This window comes from Pseudomonas sp. TH21, from assembly GCF_016651025.1.
In the GTDB taxonomy this organism is placed as follows: domain Bacteria; phylum Pseudomonadota; class Gammaproteobacteria; order Pseudomonadales; family Pseudomonadaceae; genus Aquipseudomonas; species Aquipseudomonas aylmerensis.
The window spans coordinates 2,512,183-2,534,967 of record NZ_JAEKEQ010000001.1; the positions used below are offsets into that span (position 1 = coordinate 2,512,183).

Consider the following 22,785-nt stretch of genomic DNA (forward strand, 5'->3'; position numbering starts at 1 on the left):
CCATGCTTTCCAACCCTAATATCGATCTGGTTTCGCGCTTTCTTCGCCTGCCTCTGGAACAGCGCCAGCAGTTTTACCAGCGCCTGCAAAGCCGTGGCATGAGTTTCGCCCAACTGCCGATTGCCTCGATCCGCGAGGACGGCCAGAAACTGCCATTGTCCTACGCCCAGGAGCGCCAGTGGTTTCTCTGGCAACTGGACCCGGACAGCGCCGCCTATCACGTGCCCGGCGCCCTGCGCCTGAGTGGCCAGTTGGACAAGGCCGCCCTGCAACGCAGCTTCGACACCCTGGTGGCGCGCCATGAAAGCCTGCGCACGCGCCTGCACCTGGACGCCGAGGAACGTGCCCAGGAGGTGCTGGCCCACGCCGTGATCGAGATCGCTGAAAGCGCAGTCGACGAGACCCAGCTCACGTCCCGCGTCGAAGCGGAAATCGCCCGGCCTTTCGATTTACAGCAAGGTCCATTGTTGCGGGTCAGCTTGCTCGCCGTGAGCGAAGACGAGCACGTGCTGGTGCTGGTGCAGCACCATATCGTCTCCGATGGCTGGTCGATGGGCGTGATGGTGCAGGAGTTGATGCAACTCTACGCCGCCTACAGCCAGGGCCAGGACTGTGTGCTGGCGCCGCTGCCGATCCAGTATGCCGACTACGCGCTGTGGCAGCGCCGCTGGATGGAGGCCGGGGAGAAGGCCCGTCAATTGGACTACTGGCGCGAACTGCTCAGCGGCGCGCAGCCGGTACTGGAGCTGCCGTTCGACCAGCCGCGTCCGGCGCAACAGAGCTTTCGCGGCGCGCGCCAGGACATCGCGCTGGAGCCGGCCCTGGTTGCAGGCTTGAAAGCCCTGGCCCAACGTGAAGGCGTGACGATGTTCATGTTGCTGCTGGCCTCGTTCCAGGCCTTCCTGTACCGCTACAGCGGGCAATCGGACATCCGTGTCGGCGTGCCGATTGCCAACCGCAACCGTGTCGAGACCGAGTCGCTGATCGGCTTTTTCGTCAACACCCAGGTGCTCAAGGCCGACGTCGACGGCGCCATGCCCTTTACCGCACTGCTGCAGCACACCAAGCGCCGCGCGCTGGAGGCCCAGGCTCATCAGGACTTGCCCTTCGAGCAATTGGTGGAGGCGCTGCAACCGGAACGCAGCCTGAGCCACAACCCGTTGTTCCAGGTGATGTTCAACCACCAGGCCCACTCACACACAGCAGAGCAGCAATTGCCTGGCCTGCGCGTGGCCAACCTGGAATGGGACAGCCACAGCGCCCAGTTCGACCTGAGCCTGGACACTCAGGAGAGCGGCGACGCGATCTGGGCCTCCCTGACTTACGCCACCGACCTGTTCGGCGCCGCCACCGTGGCGCGCATGGCCGAGCACTGGCTGAGCCTGCTGCGTGCCGCCGTGGCGAACAGCGCGTTGCCGGTGCAGGACCTGGCGACCCTCAGCGCCAACGAGCGCGAGCAGATGCTTGACCAGTGGAACGCCACCGCGCGCGATTATCCGCAAGGGCAGTGGGTACATCAGTTGATCGAGGCGCAGGTGCTGGCGCAGCCGGACGCACCGGCAGTGCGCTTCAACCAGCTGTCCCTGAGCTATGCCGAACTGAACCGTCGTGCCAACCGCCTGGCCCATCGCCTGATCGAAGCCGGTGTCGGCCCCGACGTGCTGGTCGGCCTGGCAGTCGAGCGCTCCATTGAAATGGTGGTTGGCCTGCTCGCGGTGCTCAAGGCCGGTGGTGCCTATGTGCCGCTGGACCCGGAGTACCCGCGTGAGCGCCTGGCCTACATGCTCGACGACAGTGGGGTGAAACTGCTGCTGACCCAGGCGCATCTGCGTGAACAGTTGCCGATTCCCCAAGGCCTGGAAACGCTGGTGCTGGGCGAGTCCGACTTTGAGGACTACAGCGACACCAACCCAGGCATCGCGCTGGACGGCGAAAACCTCGCCTACGTGATCTACACCTCGGGTTCCACCGGCCAGCCAAAAGGTGCCGGCAACCGTCATTCGGCATTGCTCAACCGCCTGCAATGGATGCAGGAGGCGTATGGCCTGGAGGTCAGCGACAGCGTGCTGCAAAAGACCCCGTTCAGCTTCGATGTGTCGGTGTGGGAGTTCTTCTGGCCGCTGATGACCGGCTCGCGCCTGGTGGTTGCCGCGCCGGGGGATCATCGCGATCCGGCCCGGCTGGTCAGCCTGATCAATGCCGAGCGCATCACCACGCTGCACTTTGTGCCGTCGATGCTGCAGGCATTCCTGCAGGACCCGGCGGTGTCGAGTTGCCAAAGCCTGCAGCGCATTGTGTGCAGCGGCGAAGCGTTACCGGTGGATGCGCAGCAGCAAGTCTTCGCCAAACTGCCCCAGGCCGGGCTCTACAACCTGTATGGCCCGACCGAAGCGGCTATCGACGTGACCCACTGGACCTGCATCGATGAAGAGCGCGATGCGGTGCCGATAGGCCGTCCGATTGCCAACCTTGGGTGCTACATCCTCGACAGCAACTTCGAACCTGTACCGGTTGGCGTGCTGGGTGAGCTGTACCTGGGCGGCATTGGCCTGGCCCGTGGTTATCACCGTCGTCCGGCACTTACCGCCGAACGGTTTATCGCCCACCCGTTCATCAAGGGCGAACGCCTGTACCGCACCGGCGACCTCGCGCGTTATCGCGAAGATGGCGTGATCGAGTACGCCGGGCGTATCGACCATCAGGTCAAGTTGCGCGGCCTGCGTATCGAACTGGGTGAAATCGAAGCGCGCCTGCTCGACCATGATTGGGTTCGCGAGACCGCCGTACTGGCCGTCGACGGCAAATACCTGGTCGGCTACCTGGTGTTGCACAGCGCCGGCGATGATTGGCGCGAAGTACTCGGTGCTCATCTGGCTCAGCACCTGCCCGACTACATGGTGCCGGCGCAGTGGGTGGTACTCGACCAGATGCCCTTGAGCCCGAACGGCAAGCTCGACCGCAAGGCGCTGCCCAAGCCCGAGGCCACGCAGCAATACGAAGCGCCGCACACTGCCCTGGAGCAGCAGATTGCCGCGATCTGGGCCGAGGTGCTGGGCATCGAGCACGTGGGCTTGAACGACAACTTCTTCGAGCGCGGCGGCGACTCGATCATCTCGATCCAGGTGGTCAGCCGCGCCCGGGCAGCCGGTATTCATTTCACCGCCAAAGCGCTGTTCCAGCATCAGACCGTGCGCAGCCTGGCGCGGGTGGCGCAGTTGCAGGTGGCCCAGGTCATCGACCAGGGGCCGGTGCAGGGCACGACGCCGTTGCTGCCGTTCCAGCAACTGTTCTTCGGGATGCAATTGGCCGAGCAACACCACTGGAACCAGTCACTGCTGCTGACCCCGCGCGAGGTGATGGAGGGCGACCGCCTGGAAACGGCCTTGCAAGGGTTGATCGCGCACCATGATGGCTTGCGCCTGCGCTTCAGCCCGCACACCGCGGGGTGGCAAGCCGAGCATGCCGCAGCCGTTACGCCGGTGCTGTGGCAAGCCCGTGTGCAGGATGCCGATGAACTGGCCGCCCTGTGCGAAAACGCCCAGCGCAGCCTCGACCTGCAGCAGGGGCCGTTGTTGCGCGCGGTTCTCGCCGAACTGGCCGACGGTTCCCAGCGCCTGCTCTTGGTCATGCACCACCTGGTGGTGGACGGCGTGTCCTGGCGGGTGTTCCTCGAAGACCTGCAGAGCCTGTACCGCCACCAATCGCTGCCGGCCAAGACCTCGTCGTTCAAGGCCTGGGCCGAGCGTCTGCAGGCCCATGCCCGCAGCGAATCGATCCGTGCCGAGAAAGACTTCTGGCTGCAACAGCTGCAAGGCCTGCCGACCGACTTGCCTTGCCGTGATCCACAGGGTGCGCGCCCCGTCCGCCTGGCCCAGACCGTGATCAGTCAACTGGATGCCGAACGCACCCGGCAGCTGCTGCAGCAGGCGCCGACGGCCTATCGCACGCAGATCAACGACCTGTTGCTGACCGCGCTAGCGCGCGTGATCTGCCGCTGGACCGGGCACGCTTCGAGCCTGATCCAGCTGGAAGGGCACGGCCGTGAAGACCTGTTTGACGAGATCGACCTGACCCGCACCCTGGGCTGGTTCACCAGCCTGTTCCCGGTGCGCCTGACCCCGGCCGAGTCGCTTGCCACGTCGATCAAGCAGATCAAGCAACAGCTGCGTGCTGTCCCGGACAAAGGCCTGGGCTTCGGCGCGCTGCGCTACCTGGGCGATGACGCCACGCGCGAGGCCTTCAGTGGCTTGCCGGTGCCGCGCATCACCTTCAACTACCTGGGCCAGATCGACGCCAGTTTCGACCAGCCGGACGGCCTGTTCATCCCGTCGGCAGAAAGCGCCGGCGCCGAACAAAGCCCCGAGGCGCCATTGGGCAACTGGTTGACGCTCAACGGCCAGGTGTATGGCGGTGAACTGCAACTGGGCTGGACCTTCAGCCCGCTGATGTTCGACCCCGCCGCGATCCAGGCGCTCAGCGTGGCCTATACCGAGGAATTGAATGCCCTGGTGGAGCATTGCTGCACGCCTGGCAACCGCGGCTTTACGGCGTGCGACTTCCCGTTGTCGCGCCTCACCCAGGCGCAGTTGGAGTCCTTGCCGCTGGCCGCAGACGCCATCGAAGACATCTACAGCTTGTCGCCGATGCAGCAGGGCATGTTGTTCCACACCTTGTATGAACAGGCCGCGGGCGACTACATCAACCAGATCCGCGTGACCGTCGACAACCTGGACGTGGCGCGCTTCCAGCATGCCTGGGATGCCACCGTGCAGGCTCATGACGTATTGCGCAGTGGTTTCTTCTGGGAAGGGCAGCTGGAGTGGCCATGCCAAGTGGTGTACCGCGAGGCGCGGTTGCCGATTGACGTGCTTGATTGGCGAGCGATGCCCGAGCGTGAGCTGGAGCTGCAAAACCTGCAGGAGGCCCAGCGCCGCCAGGGGTTTGACCTGACCAAGGCGCCGCTGGTGCGCCTGGTGCTGGTGCGCACCGATGAGCAACGCCATGAGCTGATCTACACCAATCACCACATCCTGATGGACGGCTGGAGCAATTCGCGGCTGTTCGGTGAAGTGCTGCAACGTTATGCCGGCGTCGCCGTGCCGCAGGCCGCCGGGCGTTACCGCGACTACATCGGCTGGCTGCAACAGCGTGACGCGCAGGCCACCGAAACCTTCTGGCGCGAACAACTGGCCGTGCTGCACACCCCGACCCGCCTGGGTAGCAGTCAGCCGCTGGCCGCACAGGGGCATGGCGAGCATCAACTGCAGCTGGACCGTGCCTTGACCGCGCGCCTGGAATCTTTCGCGCGCAGCCACAAGGTCACGCTCAATACCTTGATTCAGGCGGCGTGGCTGATCCTGTTGCAACGCCACAGCGGGCAGGCGGTAGTGTGCTTCGGCGCCACCGTGGCCGGGCGCCCGGCCGAATTGGCCGGGGTCGAGCAACAGGTCGGCCTGTTCATCAACACCTTGCCGGTGATCAGCGCGGTGGAGGGCCAGCAATCGGTAGCCGACTGGCTGCAAGCGGTGCAGGCGCAGAACCTGGCCCTGCGCGAGCATGAACACACCGGCTTGTACGACATCCAGCGCTGGGCCGGGCAGGGCGGCGAGGCCTTGTTCGACAACATTCTGGTGTTCGAAAACTACCCGGTATCCAAGGCCCTGGAACAGAGCGGCGGCAGCGGCATTCGCTTCGGCACGCCGCATTCCCACGAGCAGACCAGCTTCCCGCTGACCGTGCTGGTGGACGTCGGCGACACGCTGTCAGTGCAGTTCGGCTTTGCCCGCGCGCACTTCAGTGCGGCCATGGTGCACAGCTATGCGCGCCACCTGGTCAACCTGTTGCAGGCCATGCTCCAGGGCGGGCAACAACACCTTGGCGAGCTGGCCATGCTCGACCCGGCCGAGCGCCAGCAAGTCGTGCGGGACTGGAATGCCACGGCGCGTGACTATCCCCTGCAGGACTGTGTGCATCAACGGATTGAACAGCAGGTAACGCGAACGCCGGACGCGCCGGCCCTGGTATTCGCCGAGCAGCGCTTGAGCTACGCCGAATTGAACCGTCGCGCCAATCGCCTGGCCCATCGCTTGATCGAGGCGGGTGTGGGCCCGGATGTGCTGGTCGGCCTGGCCGTGGAGCGTTGCGTCGAGATGGTGGTCGGCCTGCTCGCGGTGCTCAAGGCCGGTAGCGCCTATGTGCCGCTCGACCCGGAGTACCCACGCGAGCGCCTGGCCTACATGCTCGACGACAGTGGCGTGAAGCTGCTGCTGACCCAGGCGCACTTGCGCGAGCAACTGCCGATTCCCACCAGCCTGGAAACCTTGGTGCTGGGCGAGTCTGCCTTTGAAGACTACAGCGACAGCAACCCAGGCATCGTGCTGGACGGCGAAAACCTCGCGTATGTGATCTACACCTCGGGTTCCACCGGCCAGCCCAAAGGCGCCGGCAACCGTCACTCGGCCCTGGCCAACCGTCTGCACTGGATGCAGGAAGCCTATGGCCTGGATGTCAGCGACACGGTCCTGCAAAAGACCCCGTTCAGCTTCGACGTGTCGGTGTGGGAATTCTTCTGGCCATTGATGACCGGCGCGCGCCTGGTGGTCGCGGCGCCGGGGGATCACCGCGATCCGGCCAAACTGGTCAACCTGATCAATGCCGAGCAGGTCACCACGCTGCACTTTGTGCCGTCGATGCTGCAGGCATTCCTGCAGGATCCGGCGGTTGCGACCTGCCACACCTTGCACCGTATCGTGTGCAGCGGCGAGGCGTTGCCGGTGGATGCCCAGCAGCAGGTGTTCGCCAAACTGCCGCAGGCCGGGCTCTACAATCTGTACGGCCCGACCGAGGCGGCCATCGACGTGACCCACTGGACCTGCATCGATGAAGGCCGCGATGCGGTGCCGATTGGGCGTCCGATTGCCAACCTCGGTTGCTACATCCTCGACAGCAACTTCGAACCGGTGCCGGTGGGTGTATTGGGCGAGCTGTACCTGGGCGGCGTGGGCCTGGCGCGGGGTTACCATCGCCGTCCCGCGCTGACTGCCGAGCGCTTTATCGCGCATCCGTTTGTCGACGGCGAGCGCCTGTACCGCACCGGCGACCTGGCACGCTACCGCGAAGACGGCGTGATCGAGTACGCCGGGCGGATCGACCATCAAGTCAAGTTGCGCGGCCTGCGCATCGAACTGGGTGAAATCGAAGCGCGCCTGCTCGAACACGACTGGGTTCGCGAGACCGCCGTACTGGCCGTCGACGGCAAATACCTGGTCGGCTACCTGGTGCTGCACGACGCCGCCGCCGATTGGCGCGATGTGCTCAGCGCACACCTGGCCCAGCACCTGCCGGACTACATGGTGCCTGCGCAGTGGATGCTACTGGAGCAGATGCCGCTGAGCCCCAACGGCAAGCTCGACCGCAAGGCGCTGCCCAAGGCCGATGCCAACCTGCAGGCACGCGCCTACGTGGCGCCGTCCAGCGAGTTGGAGCAGCAGATCGCCGCCATCTGGGCCGAGGTGCTCGACGTGGAGCGGGTGGGCCTGCACGACAACTTCTTCGAACTGGGCGGGCATTCGCTGCTGGCGACGCAGGTGGTGGTGCGCCTGCGCGAGCAATTGCACGCCGAGTTCGATGTGAAATCGATCTTCACCACCCCGACCCTGGTCGATTTCAGCGCCTACGTGGCGGCGCAGCAGACAAATAATTCGCCGGTGCAGGACGCATTGGCTAAATCCTTGGAGGCCCTCAAACGTCTATCAGCAGAAGATTTGGATAAATTGATTTCCTGAGGGGCGTGGCGTGCAAGCATTAATCGAGTCGGTAGGTTCACTTTCTGCGCAACAGAAGAAAGCGTTGGCGGTAATGCTCAAGCAGCAAGGCATCAACCTGTTTGAGATTGCCCCGGTTTTCAAGCGCCAGGAAGGCGAGCCGCTTCGACTCTCTTATGCGCAGGAGCGGCAGTGGTTTCTGTGGCAGCTGGAGCCGCAGAGCACCGCCTATCACGTACCCCGGGCGTTGCGCCTGACCGGCCACCTCGACGTGGCCGCGTTGCAGCGCAGCTTTGACGCGCTGGTCAAGCGCCATGAGAGCCTGCGCACGCATTTGCAGGAGGACGGCGACAGCGCCTTGCAGGTCATCGCCGACCAGGTGCGGGTCGACATTGCGCTGGTCGATGCCCAGGAGTCAGAACTCAAGGCGCTGGTCGAGGCCGAGATCGACCAGCCGTTCGATTTGCAGCAAGGCCCGCTGTTGCGGGTCAAGCTGCTGCGCCTGGCGCCGCAGGAACACGTGCTGGTGCTGGTGCAGCATCACATCGTCTCCGATGGCTGGTCGATGCAGGTGATGGTCGACGAACTGGTGCAGTTGTACGCCGCCCACGTGCAGGGCCACGACCCGCAACTGCCGGCCTTGCCGATCCAGTATGCCGACTACGCGCTGTGGCAACGCAGCTGGATGGAAGCCGGCGAGCGCGAGCGTCAATTGGGCTATTGGCAAGGCCTGCTCGGCGGTGAACAGCCGGTGCTGGAAATGCCCATGGACCGCCCACGGCCGGCGGTGCAGAGCTACCGGGGCGCGCGCCTCGACCTGACGCTGGAAGCCTCGCTGGTCGCGGGTCTCAAGACCCTGGCACAGCGCGAAGGGGTGACCCTGTTCATGCTGTTGCTGGCATCGTTCCAGGCAGTGCTGCATCGCTATACCGGCCAGAACGACATCCGCATCGGCGTGCCGGTGGCCAACCGCAATCGGGTGGAAACCGAGCGCCTGATCGGCTTTTTCGTCAACACGCAAATCCTCAAGGCCGATATCGACGGCCAGATGACCTTCCGCGACCTGCTGCAGCAAACCCGGCAACGCGCCGTCGACGCCCAGGCCCATCAGGACTTGCCGTTCGAGCAGTTGGTGGAAGCCCTGCAGCCGGAACGCAGCCTGAGCTACAACCCGTTGTTCCAGGTGATGTTCAATCACCAGACCGATAGCCAGCGCGGTGGTGGCAGCGTCACGGGCCTGCAGGTGCAAGGGTTGGAGTGGGACAGCAAGACCGCGCAATTCGACCTCAACCTCGACACCCAGGAATCGGCCGACGGCATCCAGGCCTCGCTGACCTACTCCACCGACCTGTTCGACGCGCCGAGCCTTGAGCGTTTCCTCGCCCATTGGCACCGGTTGCTGCAAGCGGTGGCCAAGGATTGCAGTGGCCGTGTCGGCGAGCTGCCGTTGCTGGACGATGACCAGTGGCAGCAACTGGTACACGGCTGGAACCACACGCACAAAACCTTCGCCCACGACGTGGGCGTTCACCGCCTGCTGGAAGCCCAGGCCCAGGCGCGGCCTGATTCCACGGCACTGGTGTGCAACGGCCAGGCGCTCAGCTACGGCGAGTTGAACCGGCGCGCCAACGGCCTGGCCCATCGCCTGCGCGCAGCGGGTGTGGGCCCTGACGTGCTGGTGGCGGTGGCACTGGACCGTTCGGTCGAGATGGTGCTGGCATTGCTCGCCACGCTCAAGGCCGGCGGCGCCTACGTACCGCTCGATCCACAGTTCCCGGCCGACCGCCTGGCCTTCATGCTCGAAGACAGCCGTGCCCGCGTGTTGCTGACCGCTGGCGAACTGCACACGCGGCTGCCGCTGGCCGCCGGCCAGCACGTGCTGTTCATGGACGCGCAGGAAGACGCGCGCTACAGCCACGCCAACCCTGACGTCGAGCTGACCGGCGAGCACCTGGCGTATGTGATTTACACCTCCGGCTCCACCGGCAAGCCCAAGGGTGTGATGGTGCGCCATGGCGCGCTGAGCAGTTTCACCCACGGCATGGCCGAGACCCTGGCCATCGGCGCCGACGCGCGCCTGTTGTCGTTGACCACGTTCTCGTTCGACATCTTTGCCCTGGAGCTCTACGTGCCGCTGGCAGTAGGCGCGACCGTGGTGCTGGCCGACAAGGACGTGTCGCTGGACCCCGAGGCGATCCTTGACCGGGTGCAGCGCGAGGCAATCAACGTGGTGCAGGCCACGCCATCAACCTGGCGCATGCTCCTGGACAGCGAGCGCCGCACCTTGCTGCACGGGGTCAAGTGCCTGTGCGGCGGCGAGGCGCTGCCGGCCGACCTGGCCGAGCGCATGCTGGCCCAGCAGGGTACGGTGTGGAACCTGTACGGCCCGACCGAAACCACCATCTGGTCGGCCGCCCATAAGCTGGTCGAGCCGCTGCCGTTTGTCGGTCGACCAATCGCCAATACCGCCTTGTTCATTCTCAACGCCGACCTCACTCCGTGCCCGGTCGGCGCTGCCGGCGAACTGTTGATCGGCGGGGTTGGCCTGGCCCGTGGTTACCACGGCCGGGCGGCGATGACTGCCGAGCGCTTCGTGCCCAACCCCTTCGCCGGCAACGGTGAACGCCTGTATCGCACCGGCGACCTGGCGCGCTATCGCGCGGATGGCGTGGTCGAGTACATCGGCCGCGTCGATCATCAGGTCAAGGTGCGCGGTTTCCGGATCGAGCTGGGCGAGATTGAGGCGTGCCTGCGCGAGCAGAGCCGCATTCGCGAAGCGGTGGTGGTGGCCGAGAACGACCAGTTGCTGGCCTACCTGGTGACCGACAGCCCGACGCCACAGGCCGATCAAGGCGCGTTGCGCGAGCGGTGCAAGGTCGCGTTGCGTGAGGTACTGCCGGACTACATGGTGCCGGCACACATGCAATTCCTGTTGCGCCTGCCGCTGACACCCAATGGCAAGCTGGACCGCAAGGCGCTGCCGAAACCGGACGCCAGCCTGCTGCAAAAACGCTATGTGGCGCCGGTCAGCGAGCGCGAGAGCCAGGTCGCGGCCATTTGGGCGGACGTATTGGGCACGCCGCAGGTGGGCCTGGAAGACCACTTCTTCGAACTCGGTGGGCACTCGCTGCTGGCGACCCGCGTGGTGTCGCGTGTCCGCCAGGCGCTGGGGATCGAGGTGGCGCTCAAAAGCCTGTTCGAGCAACCGGTGCTGGGCGCCTTCGTGCGTGGGCTGGGGAGGCGGGCGCCGAGGTGGCGCAGATCCCGCGGGCCGATCGTGAACGGCCGTTGCCGTTGTCGTATGCCCAGGAGCGCCAGTGGTTCCTCTGGCAGTTGGAACCCGACAGCGCGGCCTATCACATTCCCGCCGCGCTGCGCCTGCTGGGCACACTCGACCACGGGGCCTTGCAACGGGCTTTCGATACGCTGGTGCAGCGCCATGAAACGCTGCGCACAGTGTTTTTCGCCGATGTGCAGCAGACCGTTCAACGTGTGCTCGAACAAGCCAGCCCGGTTATCGAGCACCGGCGCCTGGGTTCGGCCACCGCCGCTGAATTGCAAAGGTTGGTAGAGACAGAAATCGCCCGGCCCTTCGACCTGCAGGCCGGCCCGTTGCTGCGTATCACCCTGCTGCAACTGAGCGAGCGCGAACATGTGCTGGTGCTGGTGCAGCATCACATTGTGTCGGATGCCTGGTCGATGCAGGTCATGGTCGATGAGCTGGTGAGTCTCTACGCCGGTTACAGCCAGGGCCTCGACCCGCAGCTGCCGGCACTGCCGATTCAATACGCCGACTACGCGCAGTGGCAGCGCAGCTGGATGGAGGCGGGCGAGAAACAACGCCAGCTGGCCTACTGGCGTGCCCGCCTGGGCGATGTGCAGCCGGTGCTGGAGTTGCCGCTGGATCGTCCGCGCCCGGCCCTGCAGCGCTATGACGGTGCGCGCCTGGACCTGCGTGTCGAGCCCGGCGTGGTCGAGGGCCTGCGCGCCCTGGCACAGCGCGAAGGCGTGACGATGTTCATGGTACTGCTGGCGTCTTTCCAGGCCTTGTTGTACCGCTACACCGGCCAGTCGGATATCCGTGTCGGTGTGCCTATCGCCAACCGCAACCGCCTGGAAACCGAGCAACTGATCGGCTTTTTCGTCAACACCCAGGTGCTCAGGGCCGAGATCGACGGGCACATGACCTTTGCCCAGCTGTTGCAACAGGTCAAGGAACAGGCGCTGGGCGCGCAAGATCATCAGGACCTGCCGTTCGAGCAATTGGTCGAGGCCCTGCAACCCGAGCGCAGCCTGAGCCACAACCCGCTGTTCCAGGTGATGTTCAACCACCAGTCGGATGCCCAGGCCAATCGCGCCGGGCAACACGTGCCGGGCCTGCAGGTGCAGGGGCTGGAATGGGACAGCCACACCGCCCATTTCGACCTGAGCCTGGACACCGAGGAGTCCGCCGATGGCCTGTTGGCCTCGCTGACCTACGCCACCGCGTTGTTCGACGCGAGCACCTTGCAGCGCTTCGCCGGGCACTGGCAGAACCTGCTCAAGAGCGTGGCTGGCGCTGCCCGACAGTGTGTCGCCGACCTGCCGATCCTGGGCAGCAGCGAACAGGCGCAGATGCTTTATGAGTGGAACCCGCCGCAACCGGCGCGGGCCGCCCACGGCAGCGTATTGAGCAAATTCGAGCAGCAGGTGGCCAGCCGGCCCGAGGCGGTCGCGTTGATCATGGATCAACGGCGCATGGATTACGCCGACCTCAACCGGCGCGCCAACCGCCTGGCGCACCGGCTGATCGAGCAGGGCGTGGGCGCCGACAGCCTGGTCGGCGTGGCCGTGGACCGCTCGCTGGAAATGATCGTCGCGCTGCTGGCCGTGCTCAAGGCCGGTGGCGCCTATGTGCCGCTGGACCCGCAATACCCACGCGATCGTCTGCAATGCATGATCGAAGACAGCGGCTTGCAGCTGTTGCTGACCCAGCAGCCCTTGCTCGAGCGCTTGCCGATCACTGCGGACCTCACGTTGATCTGCCTGGAGTCCGACCCGGACTGGCTGGCCGAGTACCCGTCGAGCAATCCACCGGCGCGTGCGTTCGCCTCCAACCTGGCCTACCTGATGTTCACCTCCGGTTCGACCGGGCGGCCCAAGGGCGTCGGGATTGACCAGGCCTCCCTGGCGCGGCACGTCGAGGTGTTTATCGATGTGTTCGACCTGACTGCCGCCGACCGTGTACTGCAGTTCGGTACGTTCAACTTCGACGGTTTCGTCGAGCAACTCTACCCGGCGCTGTGCTGCGGCGCTGGCGTGGTGGTGCGGGGCGGCGAGCTGTGGGACAGCGACACCTTCTACACGCAACTGATCGAACATGAGATCTCGGTGGTCGACCTGACCACCGCGTATTGGCACCTGATCGCCCGTGACTTTGCCGAGCGTGGCGTACGTGATTACGCACGTCTGCGCCAGGTGCATGCGGGGGGCGAGGCCATGCCGCCGGAAGGGCTGGCGTCGTGGCGCGAGGCCGGGCTGGGCCATGTCCGCCTGCTCAACACCTACGGTCCTACCGAGGCGACCGTCACGGTCACGGCCCTGGATTGCGCAGGCTATGTGGATGGCAGCGAAGCCGTGACGCAAATGATGCCGATTGGTCGTGTGCTTGAGGGGCGCGCCATCTATCTGCTGGATGCCAGCCTCAACCCGGTGCCCGTGGGCGTGGCCGGTGAGCTGGTGATTGGCGGACCGCTACTGGCGCGCGGGTATTTCAATCGCGCCGCCTTGAGCGCCGAGCGCTTTATTCCCGACCCTTTCGACCCCGCAGGTGGCGGCCGCCTGTACCGCACCGGTGACCTGGCGCGTTATCGTGCCGATGGTGTGATCGAGTACATCGGGCGCATCGACCATCAGGTCAAGGTGCGTGGCTTCCGTATCGAACTCGGCGAGATTGAGTCCCGCCTGCTGGCACAGGAGGGCGTGCGCGAAGCCTTGGTGATTGCGGCCGACCAGCAGCTCATCGCCTACGTGGTCACGTCGCAGGCGGCGTCCGAGCAGGATGCGCTGCGTGAGCAGATTCGCAGCGCATTGCGCGATGAACTGCCGGACTACATGGTGCCGGCGCATTTCATGTTCCTGCACGCCTTGCCACTGAGCCCCAACGGCAAGCTCGACCGCCAGGCCTTGCCGCGTCCGGAGGCAAGCCACGCGACGCCGCATTGGGTGGCGCCGGTCACCGTGCTGGAGCAGCAGGTCGCGGCAATCTGGGCGGATATCCTCGGTGCCGAGCGCATTGGCCTTACCGACCACTTCTTCGAACGAGGCGGCCATTCGTTGCTAGCGATGCAAGTGGCGTCGCGCCTGCGGCATAACCTGGGGATCGAGTTGCCGCTACGGGTACTGTTCGAGCAACCGCGCCTGGACGGCTTTATCGCAGCCCTGCATACCGAGGGCAAGCGGGGCGGTTCGACCGCGCCAGCGCTGGTGCCGGCGTCGCGAGAGCTGCCGCTGGTGTTGTCCTACGCCCAGGAGCGCCAGTGGTTCCTGTGGCTGCTGGACCCCGACAGCGCCGCCTACCATGTGCCCAGTGCCTTGCGCCTCAAGGGCCAATTGGACCTCGACGCGCTGCAACGCAGCTTCGATAGTCTGGTGGCGCGCCATGCCAGCCTGCGCACGCATTTGCAGCAAGACGACGCGCAAACGCTGCAGGTGATTGCGCCACAGGCCAGGGTTGAGATCACCGTGGTGCAAACCGATGAGGCCAGTCTCAAGGCCCAGGTGGAAGCTGAAATAGCCCGCCCGTTCGACTTGCTCGCCGGCCCGTTGCTCAGGACCCGCTTGCTGCGCCTGAGTGAGAACGAGCATGTGTTGGTGCTGGTGCAGCACCATATCGTCTCCGACGGTTGGTCGATGCAGATCATGGTCGATGAGCTGGTGCAGTTGTACAGCGCCTACAGCCAGGGCCAGTCACTGCAACTGCCGGCCTTGCCGATCCAGTACGCGGATTACGCCCGGTGGCAGCGCGAGTGGATGGACGCGGGTGAAAAAGCCCGGCAGTTGGCCTACTGGCAAGGTTTGCTGGGCGGCGAGCAACCGGTATTGGAACTGCCGTTCGACCATCAGCGCCCAGCCGAGCAAAGCCATTGCGGTGCGCGTCTGTTTGTGCCATTGCCGTGCGCACTGGTCGCGGACCTCAAGGGCCTGGCGCAACGCGAAGGCGTGACCGTGTTCATGCTGTTGCTGGCCTCGTTCCAGGCGCTGATGCACCGCTACAGCGGCCAGGAAGACGTGCGTGTCGGTGTGCCGATTGCCAACCGCAACCGGGTCGAAACCGAGCGGCTGATCGGCTTCTTCGTCAACACCCAGGTGCTCAAGGCCGATATCGATGAGCAGACTACGGTCACGCAGCTGTTGCAGCAGGCGCGCCAGCGGGCGCTGGAGGCCCAGGATCACCAGGACCTGCCGTTCGAACAGTTGGTGGAGGCGTTGCAGCCCGAACGCAGCCTGAGCCTCAACCCGCTGTTCCAGGTGATGTTCAACCACCAGACCGAAGCACGCCTGGGCGGCAGCGAACATCAATTATCGACACTGCGCGTCGAAGGGCTGGAGTGGGAAAGTCACACGGCCCATTTCGACCTCGACCTGGATGTGCACGAGGGCGTCGACAGTCTTTGGGCGACCCTGGGTTACGCCACCGACCTGTTCAATGCCTCGACCATCGAGCGCATGGCGCGCCACTGGCAGAACCTGTTGCAAGGCATGGTCGAGGATCAACAGCAGAGTATCGGCCAGTTGAACCTGCTCGACCCGGATGAGCGCCAACAGATCCTGCAACTGTGGGACCGCACGGGTTCCGGCTTCTCGGCCCAGCGCCTGGTGCACGAATTGGTCGCCGAGCGTGCGCGGGAAAATCCTGCGGCGGTGGCGGTCAAGTTCGATGCACAAACCCTGAGCTATGGCGAGCTGGATCGTCAGGCCAACCGCCTCGCCCATGCGCTGATCGCCCGTGGTGTCGGCCCGGAAGTGCGCGTGGCCATCGCCATGCCGCGCAGTGCCGAAATCATGGTGGCGTTCCTCGCGGTAATGAAAGCCGGCGGCGTGTATGTGCCGCTGGATATCGAATACCCCCGCGACCGCCTGCTGTACATGATGCAGGACAGCCGCGCGCAATTGCTGCTCACCGACAGCCGCGCGTTGCAGCAACTGCCGATCCCGGCAGGATTGACCAGCCTGGCGATTGATCGCACTGAGGAGTGGGCGGGGTTCAGCGACACGGCGCCCGATGTGAAGCTGGACGGCGACAACCTCGCCTACGTGATCTACACCTCCGGCTCCACCGGCATGCCCAAGGGCGTGGCGGTGTCCCACGGCCCGTTGGTGGCGCACATCATCGCCACCGGCGAGCGTTATGAAACCTCGCCGGCCGATTGCGAACTGCACTTCATGTCGTTCGCCTTCGACGGCTCCCACGAAGGCTGGATGCACCCGTTGATCAACGGCGCGAGCGTGCTGATCCGCGATGACAGCCTGTGGCTGCCCGAGTACACCTACGAACAGATGCACCGTCACAACGTGACCATGGCCGTGTTCCCGCCGGTGTACCTGCAACAGCTGGCCGAACATGCCGAGCGCGACGGTAATCCACCGAAGGTCCGTGTGTACTGCTTCGGCGGTGACGCGGTGGCGCAGGCCAGCTACGACCTGGCCTGGCGTGCACTCAAGCCGACCTACCTGTTCAACGGCTATGGGCCGACGGAAACGGTGGTTACGCCACTGCTGTGGAAAGCGCGTAAAGGCGACCCGTGCGGCGCGGTCTATGCACCGATTGGCACCTTGCTGGGCAATCGCAGCGGCTACGTGCTCGACGCGCAGCTCAACTTGCAACCGATCGGTGTCGCTGGCGAGCTGTACCTGGGTGGCGAGGGCGTGGCGCGCGGTTACCTGGAGCGTCCAGCGCTGACCGCCGAACGCTTCGTGCCGGACCCATTCGGCAAGCCGGGCAGCCGCGTGTATCGCAGCGGCGACCTGACCCGCGGTCGTCCGGATGGCGTGGTGGACTACCTCGGCCGCGTCGACCATCAGGTGAAAATCCGCGGTTTCCGCATCGAACTGGGCGAAATCGAAGCGCGCCTGCGTGAGCAGGACAATGTCGGCGAAACCGTGGTGGTGGCCCAGGAAGGCCCGACCGGCAAACAGCTGGTGGCCTATGTGGTGCCGGCCGACGCCAACCTGGCCAACCTGGCCGATCAGGCCGAGTTCCGCGACAGCCTGCGTCGCGCGCTGAAAACCCGCCTGCCGGACTACATGGTGCCGACCTACTTCATGTTCCTCGCGCAGATGCCGCTGACCCCCAACGGCAAACTCGACCGCAAGGGCCTGCCGCAACCGGATGCGAGCCTGCTGCAACAAGCCTATGTGGCACCGCAGAGTGAGTTGGAGCAGCAACTCGCGACGATCTGGGCGGATGTGCTGCGCCTGCCGCAAGTGGGCCTGAACGACAACTTCTTCGAGCTGGGCGGCGACTCGATCATCTCGATCCAGGTGGTCAGCCGTGCGCGTCAGGCCGGTATCCGCTTCACGCCCAAAGACCTGTTCCAGCACCAGACTGTACAGAGCCTGGCCGGTGTCGCGCGCCAGGGCGTCGAAGGGCTGACGATCAGCCAGGCTGCATTGAGCGGCGAGACGCTGCTGTTGCCGATCCAGCAGGCCTTCTTCGCCGACGACATTGCCGAACGTCATCACTGGAACCAGTCGGTGGTGCTGCAACCCCATGCGCGTCTCGACGCGGCAATCTTGACCCAGGCCCTGCAGGCGTTGCTCGTGCATCACGATGCCTTGCGCTCGCAGTTCCTCGCAGGCGCTGATGGCTGGCAGGGTGTGTATCGCGGCGCCGAGCAGCATCAGGCCGATGCCGTGCTGTGGCAAACCGCACTGCGCAGTGTTGACGAGCTGGCAGCGCTCGGCGAAGAAGCCCAGCGCAGCCTGGATCTTGGCCAAGGCCCGTTGATGCGCGCAGTGCTGGTCGAGCTGGACGATGGCTCGCAGCGCCTGTTGCTGGTCATCCACCACCTGGTGGTGGACGGCGTGTCATGGCGGATTCTGCTGGAAGACCTGCAAACCGCCTACCGCCAGGTTGACCGTGGCGTCCCGGTGGCATTGCCGGCCAAGACCAGCTCGACCCGCGACTGGGCGCAACGTCTGCAGCAATACGCTCAAGGTGACGCGCTGACGCAAGAGCTGGCGTGGTGGCAGACCCAACTGCATGGCGTCGAGGCCGATCTGCCGGGCGCCCAGCCGGGTGCGAGCCTGAGCAACCGGCATGCCGCCAGTGCGACCACGCACCTGGATGCCACGCACACCCGTCGGCTGTTGCAGGACGCACCGGCGGCCTATCGCACGCAGATCAACGACCTGCTGCTGACCGCGCTGGCCCGTGTGGTCGGACGCTGGACCGGTCACGCCTCGACCCTGATCCGCCTCGAAGGACATGGCCGCGAAGACCTGTTCGAAGACATCGACCTGACCCGCACCGTCGGCTGGTTCACCAGTCTCTACCCGGTGAAACTGACCCCGGCGCTGACCCTGGGGGGCTCGGTGAAAGGCATCAAGGAGCAGCTGCGCGGCATTCCCGACAAGGGGATCGGCTTTGGCGCCTTGCGTTACCTGGGGCCGCCGCAAGTGCGTGAAACCCTGGCGCATCTGCCGCAGCCACGCATCACCTTCAACTACCTCGGCCAGTTCGATGCCAGCTTCGAAAGCAGTGACGAGCAGGGCCTGTTCATGCCTTCCGGTGATGCGGCCGGGGCCGATCAAAGCCCCGAAGCGTCGCTGGGCAACTGGTTGGAAATCAATGGCCAGGTGTATGGCGGCGAGTTGAACCTGAGCTGGAGTTTCAGCCAGGAAATGTTCGACCCGGCGAGCATCCAGCAGTTGGCCGACGACTATGCCGCTGAGCTCAAGGCGGTGATCGAGCATTGCTGCCAGCCCGAAAACAGCGGCGCGACGCCGTCGGACTTCCCCTTGGCGCACTTGAGCCAGGCGCAGTTGGATGGCTTGGCGCTGCCGTTGAGTCGCGTCGAGGACATTTACCCGTTGTCGCCTATGCAGCAAGGCATGCTGTTTCAATCCTTGTACGGCCAGGGCTCCGGCGACTACATCAACCAGTTGCGCGTCGACGTGCAAGGGCTGGATGTTGCACGGTTCGCGGCGGCCTGGCAGGTGGCCCTGGAACACCATGACATCCTGCGTACGGCATTCCTCTGGCAGACCGAGCTGGAGCAGCCGTTGCAGGTGGTCTACAAGACGGTACAAGTGCCGTTGATCGAGCACGATTGGCAGCACCGCCCGGACCGCGCCGAGGCGCTCGATGCGTTGGCCGAATCCGCGCGCACCGAAGGTTTTGTGCTGGAGCAGGCGCCGCTGCTGAGCCTGGTGGTGGTACGCACTGGTGCCGACAGTCACCATCTTATCTACACCAATCACCACATCCTGATGGATGGCTGGAGTGCCTCGCAGCTGTTTGGCGAAGTCATGCAGCAGTATGCCGGCGAGTCGCTGCGTGCACCGAGCGGGCGCTATCGCGACTACATCGCCTGGCTGCAGGCGCAGGATCCGGTCATCAGCGAAACCTTCTGGAAGGCCCAATTGGCGGGGCTGCAGGAGCCGACGCGGCTGTCGCGCGGGATCCAGCGCGAGCAAGACCTGGCCCAGGTCAACGGGGTTCACCGGTCGGTACTCGCACCGGCGGCGACCGAGCAGCTCAAGGCGTTTGCCCAACGCCACAAAGTTACCCTCAATACCCTGGTGCAAAGCGCCTGGCTGCTGCTCTTGCAACGCCACACCGGCCTCGACACCGTGGCATTTGGTGCGACGGTGGCAGGGCGTCCGGCCGAGTTGCCGGGGATTGAGCAGCAGGTCGGCCTGTTCATCAACACGCTGCCGGTGGTGGCGACGCCCAGCCCGCAGTTGAGCGTGGAGACCTGGTTGCAGACGGTGCAGACGCAAAACCTGCGCCTGCGCGAACAAGAACACACGCCACTCTTTGATATCCAGCGTTGGGCGGGCCTCGGTGGTGAAGCGTTGTTCGACAGCATTCTGGTGTTCGAGAACTACCCGGTGTCTGCAGCGCTGGAGCAGGGCTCCCCAGCCGGCTTGCGCTTCGGCGCGATGGACAGCCTGGAGCAGACCCATTACCCGTTGACCGTGTTGCTGGCCATGGGCGACAGCCTGGCCGTGGAGTTCAACTACGACCGCGCCGCGTTCGACGCACAGGCGATCGTCCACCTGGCCGAGCACTTCCAGCAGCTGTTGCAGGCCCTGACCCTGCCGCAGGTGCAGCGCCTGGCGGACCTGCCATCGCTGCCGGACGCGCAGCGCACGTTGATCGTCGAGGATTGGAATGCGACGGCGCGCGAGTACCCGTTGCAACGCACGGTGCATCAGCTGATCGAGGACCAGGTCGCGCTGACACCGCAGGCTCCGGCCCTGGCCTATGGGGCGCAGCGCCTGAGTTACGCCGAGTTGAACCGACGCGCCAACCGCCTGGCCCATCGTTTGCTGGAAGCCGGCGTGGGCCCGGACGTACTGGTCGGCCTGGCGCTGGAGCGTTCCATCGAGATGGTGGTCGGCTTGCTCGCGGTGCTCAAGGCCGGTGGCGCCTATGTGCCGCTCGACCCGGAATACCCGCGTGAGCGCCTGGCCTACATGCTCGAAGACAGCGGGGTGAAACTGCTGTTGACCCAAGCCCATCTGCGTGAGCAGTTGCCGGTCCCTCAAGGCCTGGAAACGCTGATATTGGGTGACGCCGGGTTCGAAGGCTACAGCGACGCCAACCCCGGTATTGTGCTGAACGGCGAAAACCTCGCCTACGTGATCTACACGTCAGGCTCCACCGGCCAGCCCAAGGGCGCCGGCAACCGTCATGTGGCGCTGACCAACCGCCTGTGCTGGATGCAGGAGGCTTACGCGCTGGATGCCGGCGATACCGTGTTGCAGAAAACCCCGTTCAGTTTTGACGTGTCGGTGTGGGAGTTCTTCTGGCCACTGATGACCGGCGCACGCCTGGTGGTCGCGGCGCCAGGCGATCATCGTGATCCGGCCAGGCTGGTCAGCCTGATCAACGCCGAGCAGGTCACCACCCTGCATTTCGTACCGTCGATGCTGCAAGCGTTCCTGCAGGATGCCAACGTGGCGTCCTGCACCAGCCTGCAGCGTATTGTCTGCAGTGGCGAGGCGTTGCCCGTCGATGCGCAGCAGCAAGTCTTCGCCAAGCTGCCTCATGCCGGGCTCTACAACTTGTACGGCCCAACTGAAGCCGCCATCGACGTGACGCACTGGACGTGCGTCGAGGAAGGTCGCGACGCGGTGCCTATCGGCAAGCCGATTGCCAACCTCGGCTGCTACGTCCTCGACGACAACTTCGAGCCGGTTCCGGCCGGCGTACTCGGCGAGCTGTTCCTCGGCGGCGTTGGCCTGGCGCGGGGTTATCACCGTCGCCCGGGCTTGACTGCCGAGCGCTTTATCGCTCATCCGTTCATCGCGGGTGAGCGCCTGTACCGTACCGGCGACCTGGCCCGCTATCGCCCTGATGGGGTGATCGAATACGCCGGGCGTATCGACCATCAGGTCAAGCTGCGCGGCTTGCGCATTGAGCTGGGCGAAATCGAAGCGCGGCTGCTGGAGCACGCCTCGGTGCGTGAGGCAGCGGTGCTGGCGGTGGACGCCAAGCACCTGGTCGGTTACCTGGTCTTGCAGGAGCAGGGTGAACACTGGCGTGAAATCCTCAGTGCACACCTGGCCGTTCATTTGCCGGATTACATGGTGCCGGCGCAATGGCTGGTGCTGGAACAGATGCCCCTGAGTCCCAACGGCAAGTTGGACCGCAAGGCCCTGCCGAAGCCGGACACACAGGCAAGCCAGCGTTTTGAAGCGCCGCAGACCGCGTTGGAGCACACGGTCGCGCACCTCTGGCGAGAGGTGCTCGGCGTCGAGCAGGTGGGTGTCCACGACAACTTCTTCGAACTCGGCGGCCACTCGCTGTTGGTCTTGATGCTCAAGGAGCGGATTCGCAAGGCCAGCGGCATCGGCCTTTCGGTCAGTCAGTTGATGCTCAACCCGACCGTGCGTGCCCAGGTTGCTTGCCTGGAAGGCACTGCGCGCCGGTCGCTGCTGGTGCCGCTCAATAGCCGCACCGAGGGCACGCCGCTCTACCTGTTCCACCCCAGCTATGGTTCAGTGCATTGCTACAAGGCCATTGCCCTGGCGCTGCGCGATCAGCGGCCGGTGGTCGGTGTGATTTGCCGTGCATTGGCCGAGGAGGGCGCGCAAGTGCCGTCCTGGGCCGCGATGGTCGAGGACTACACCGCACAGTTGCTGGAGGCTCAACCCGAAGGCGCCTTCCGTCTGGGTGGCTGGTCATTGGGCGGCAACCTGGCGGTCGAAGTGGCCCATGGCCTGGAGCAGGCGGGTCGGCAGGTGGAGTTTGTCGGTTGGATCGACTCCTCGCCACCGCGCTGGCTCACGCAGTACTGGGACGCGGCAGTCGTCAGCGATGACAGCGAGTTCTCGGACAACGAACGACGCGTGGCATTACTCGGCGTGATGTTCCCGGCCTCTGCAGAGGCGATCCACAGCGCTTGGGAAGGCTTGCAGGCCACCCACATCGCTGAAGACCAGCAATGGGCAGGCTTCGTCGAATGGGCCGAGGCCTCCCTGGGCCAAGCGTTCCAGGACATCAAGCAGGAACTGTTGGGCGGCAATGAGGCACAGGTCTCCTGGGAGGTCGACCGTGCGTTGTTCAAGCGCATGGAACAGGCGGACTTCAAGCCGCTCAAGGCGCCGGTCAGTTGCTGGTGGGCGGCCAAGAGCCGTGCTGGCCAACACAAGGCATTGATTGAGGCGAGCATGCAGCGGGTGATCGGCGCGGCGTGTGTGGTGCGCTCGGAGGTCATCGAGGTGGACCATGAGCGCATCATTGACAACGCCGGGTTCGTACGCAGCTTTGTAGCCGCCATGGAGTAACTGTCGCCTGACCAGACAGCCC

2 protein-coding genes and 2 pseudogenes are annotated in these 22,785 nt (G+C 64.9%); all 4 read left to right on the forward strand.

The features are described from left to right. Positions 1-2 precede the first annotated feature (2 nt). Positions 3-7,784: a non-ribosomal peptide synthetase gene (locus tag JFU04_RS11280; protein WP_201144094.1), complete on the forward strand. Its 7,782-nt coding sequence runs from the start codon at positions 3-5 to the stop codon at positions 7,782-7,784. Positions 7,785-7,857: 73 nt separating this feature from the next. Beyond that, positions 7,858-10,488, forward strand: a pseudogene (locus tag JFU04_RS11285) (amino acid adenylation domain-containing protein); the annotation flags it as partial. A 60-nt stretch (positions 10,489-10,548) separates the two neighbouring features. Beyond that, a pseudogene (locus JFU04_RS30620) lies at positions 10,549-10,932 on the forward strand (phosphopantetheine-binding protein); the annotation flags it as partial. Positions 10,933-11,015: 83 nt separating this feature from the next. Then, the gene (locus tag JFU04_RS11290; protein WP_201144095.1) at positions 11,016-22,763 is read left to right on the forward strand and encodes a non-ribosomal peptide synthetase; all 11,748 of its coding nucleotides are present in this window, start codon (positions 11,016-11,018) and stop codon (positions 22,761-22,763) included. Positions 22,764-22,785 lie beyond the last annotated feature (22 nt).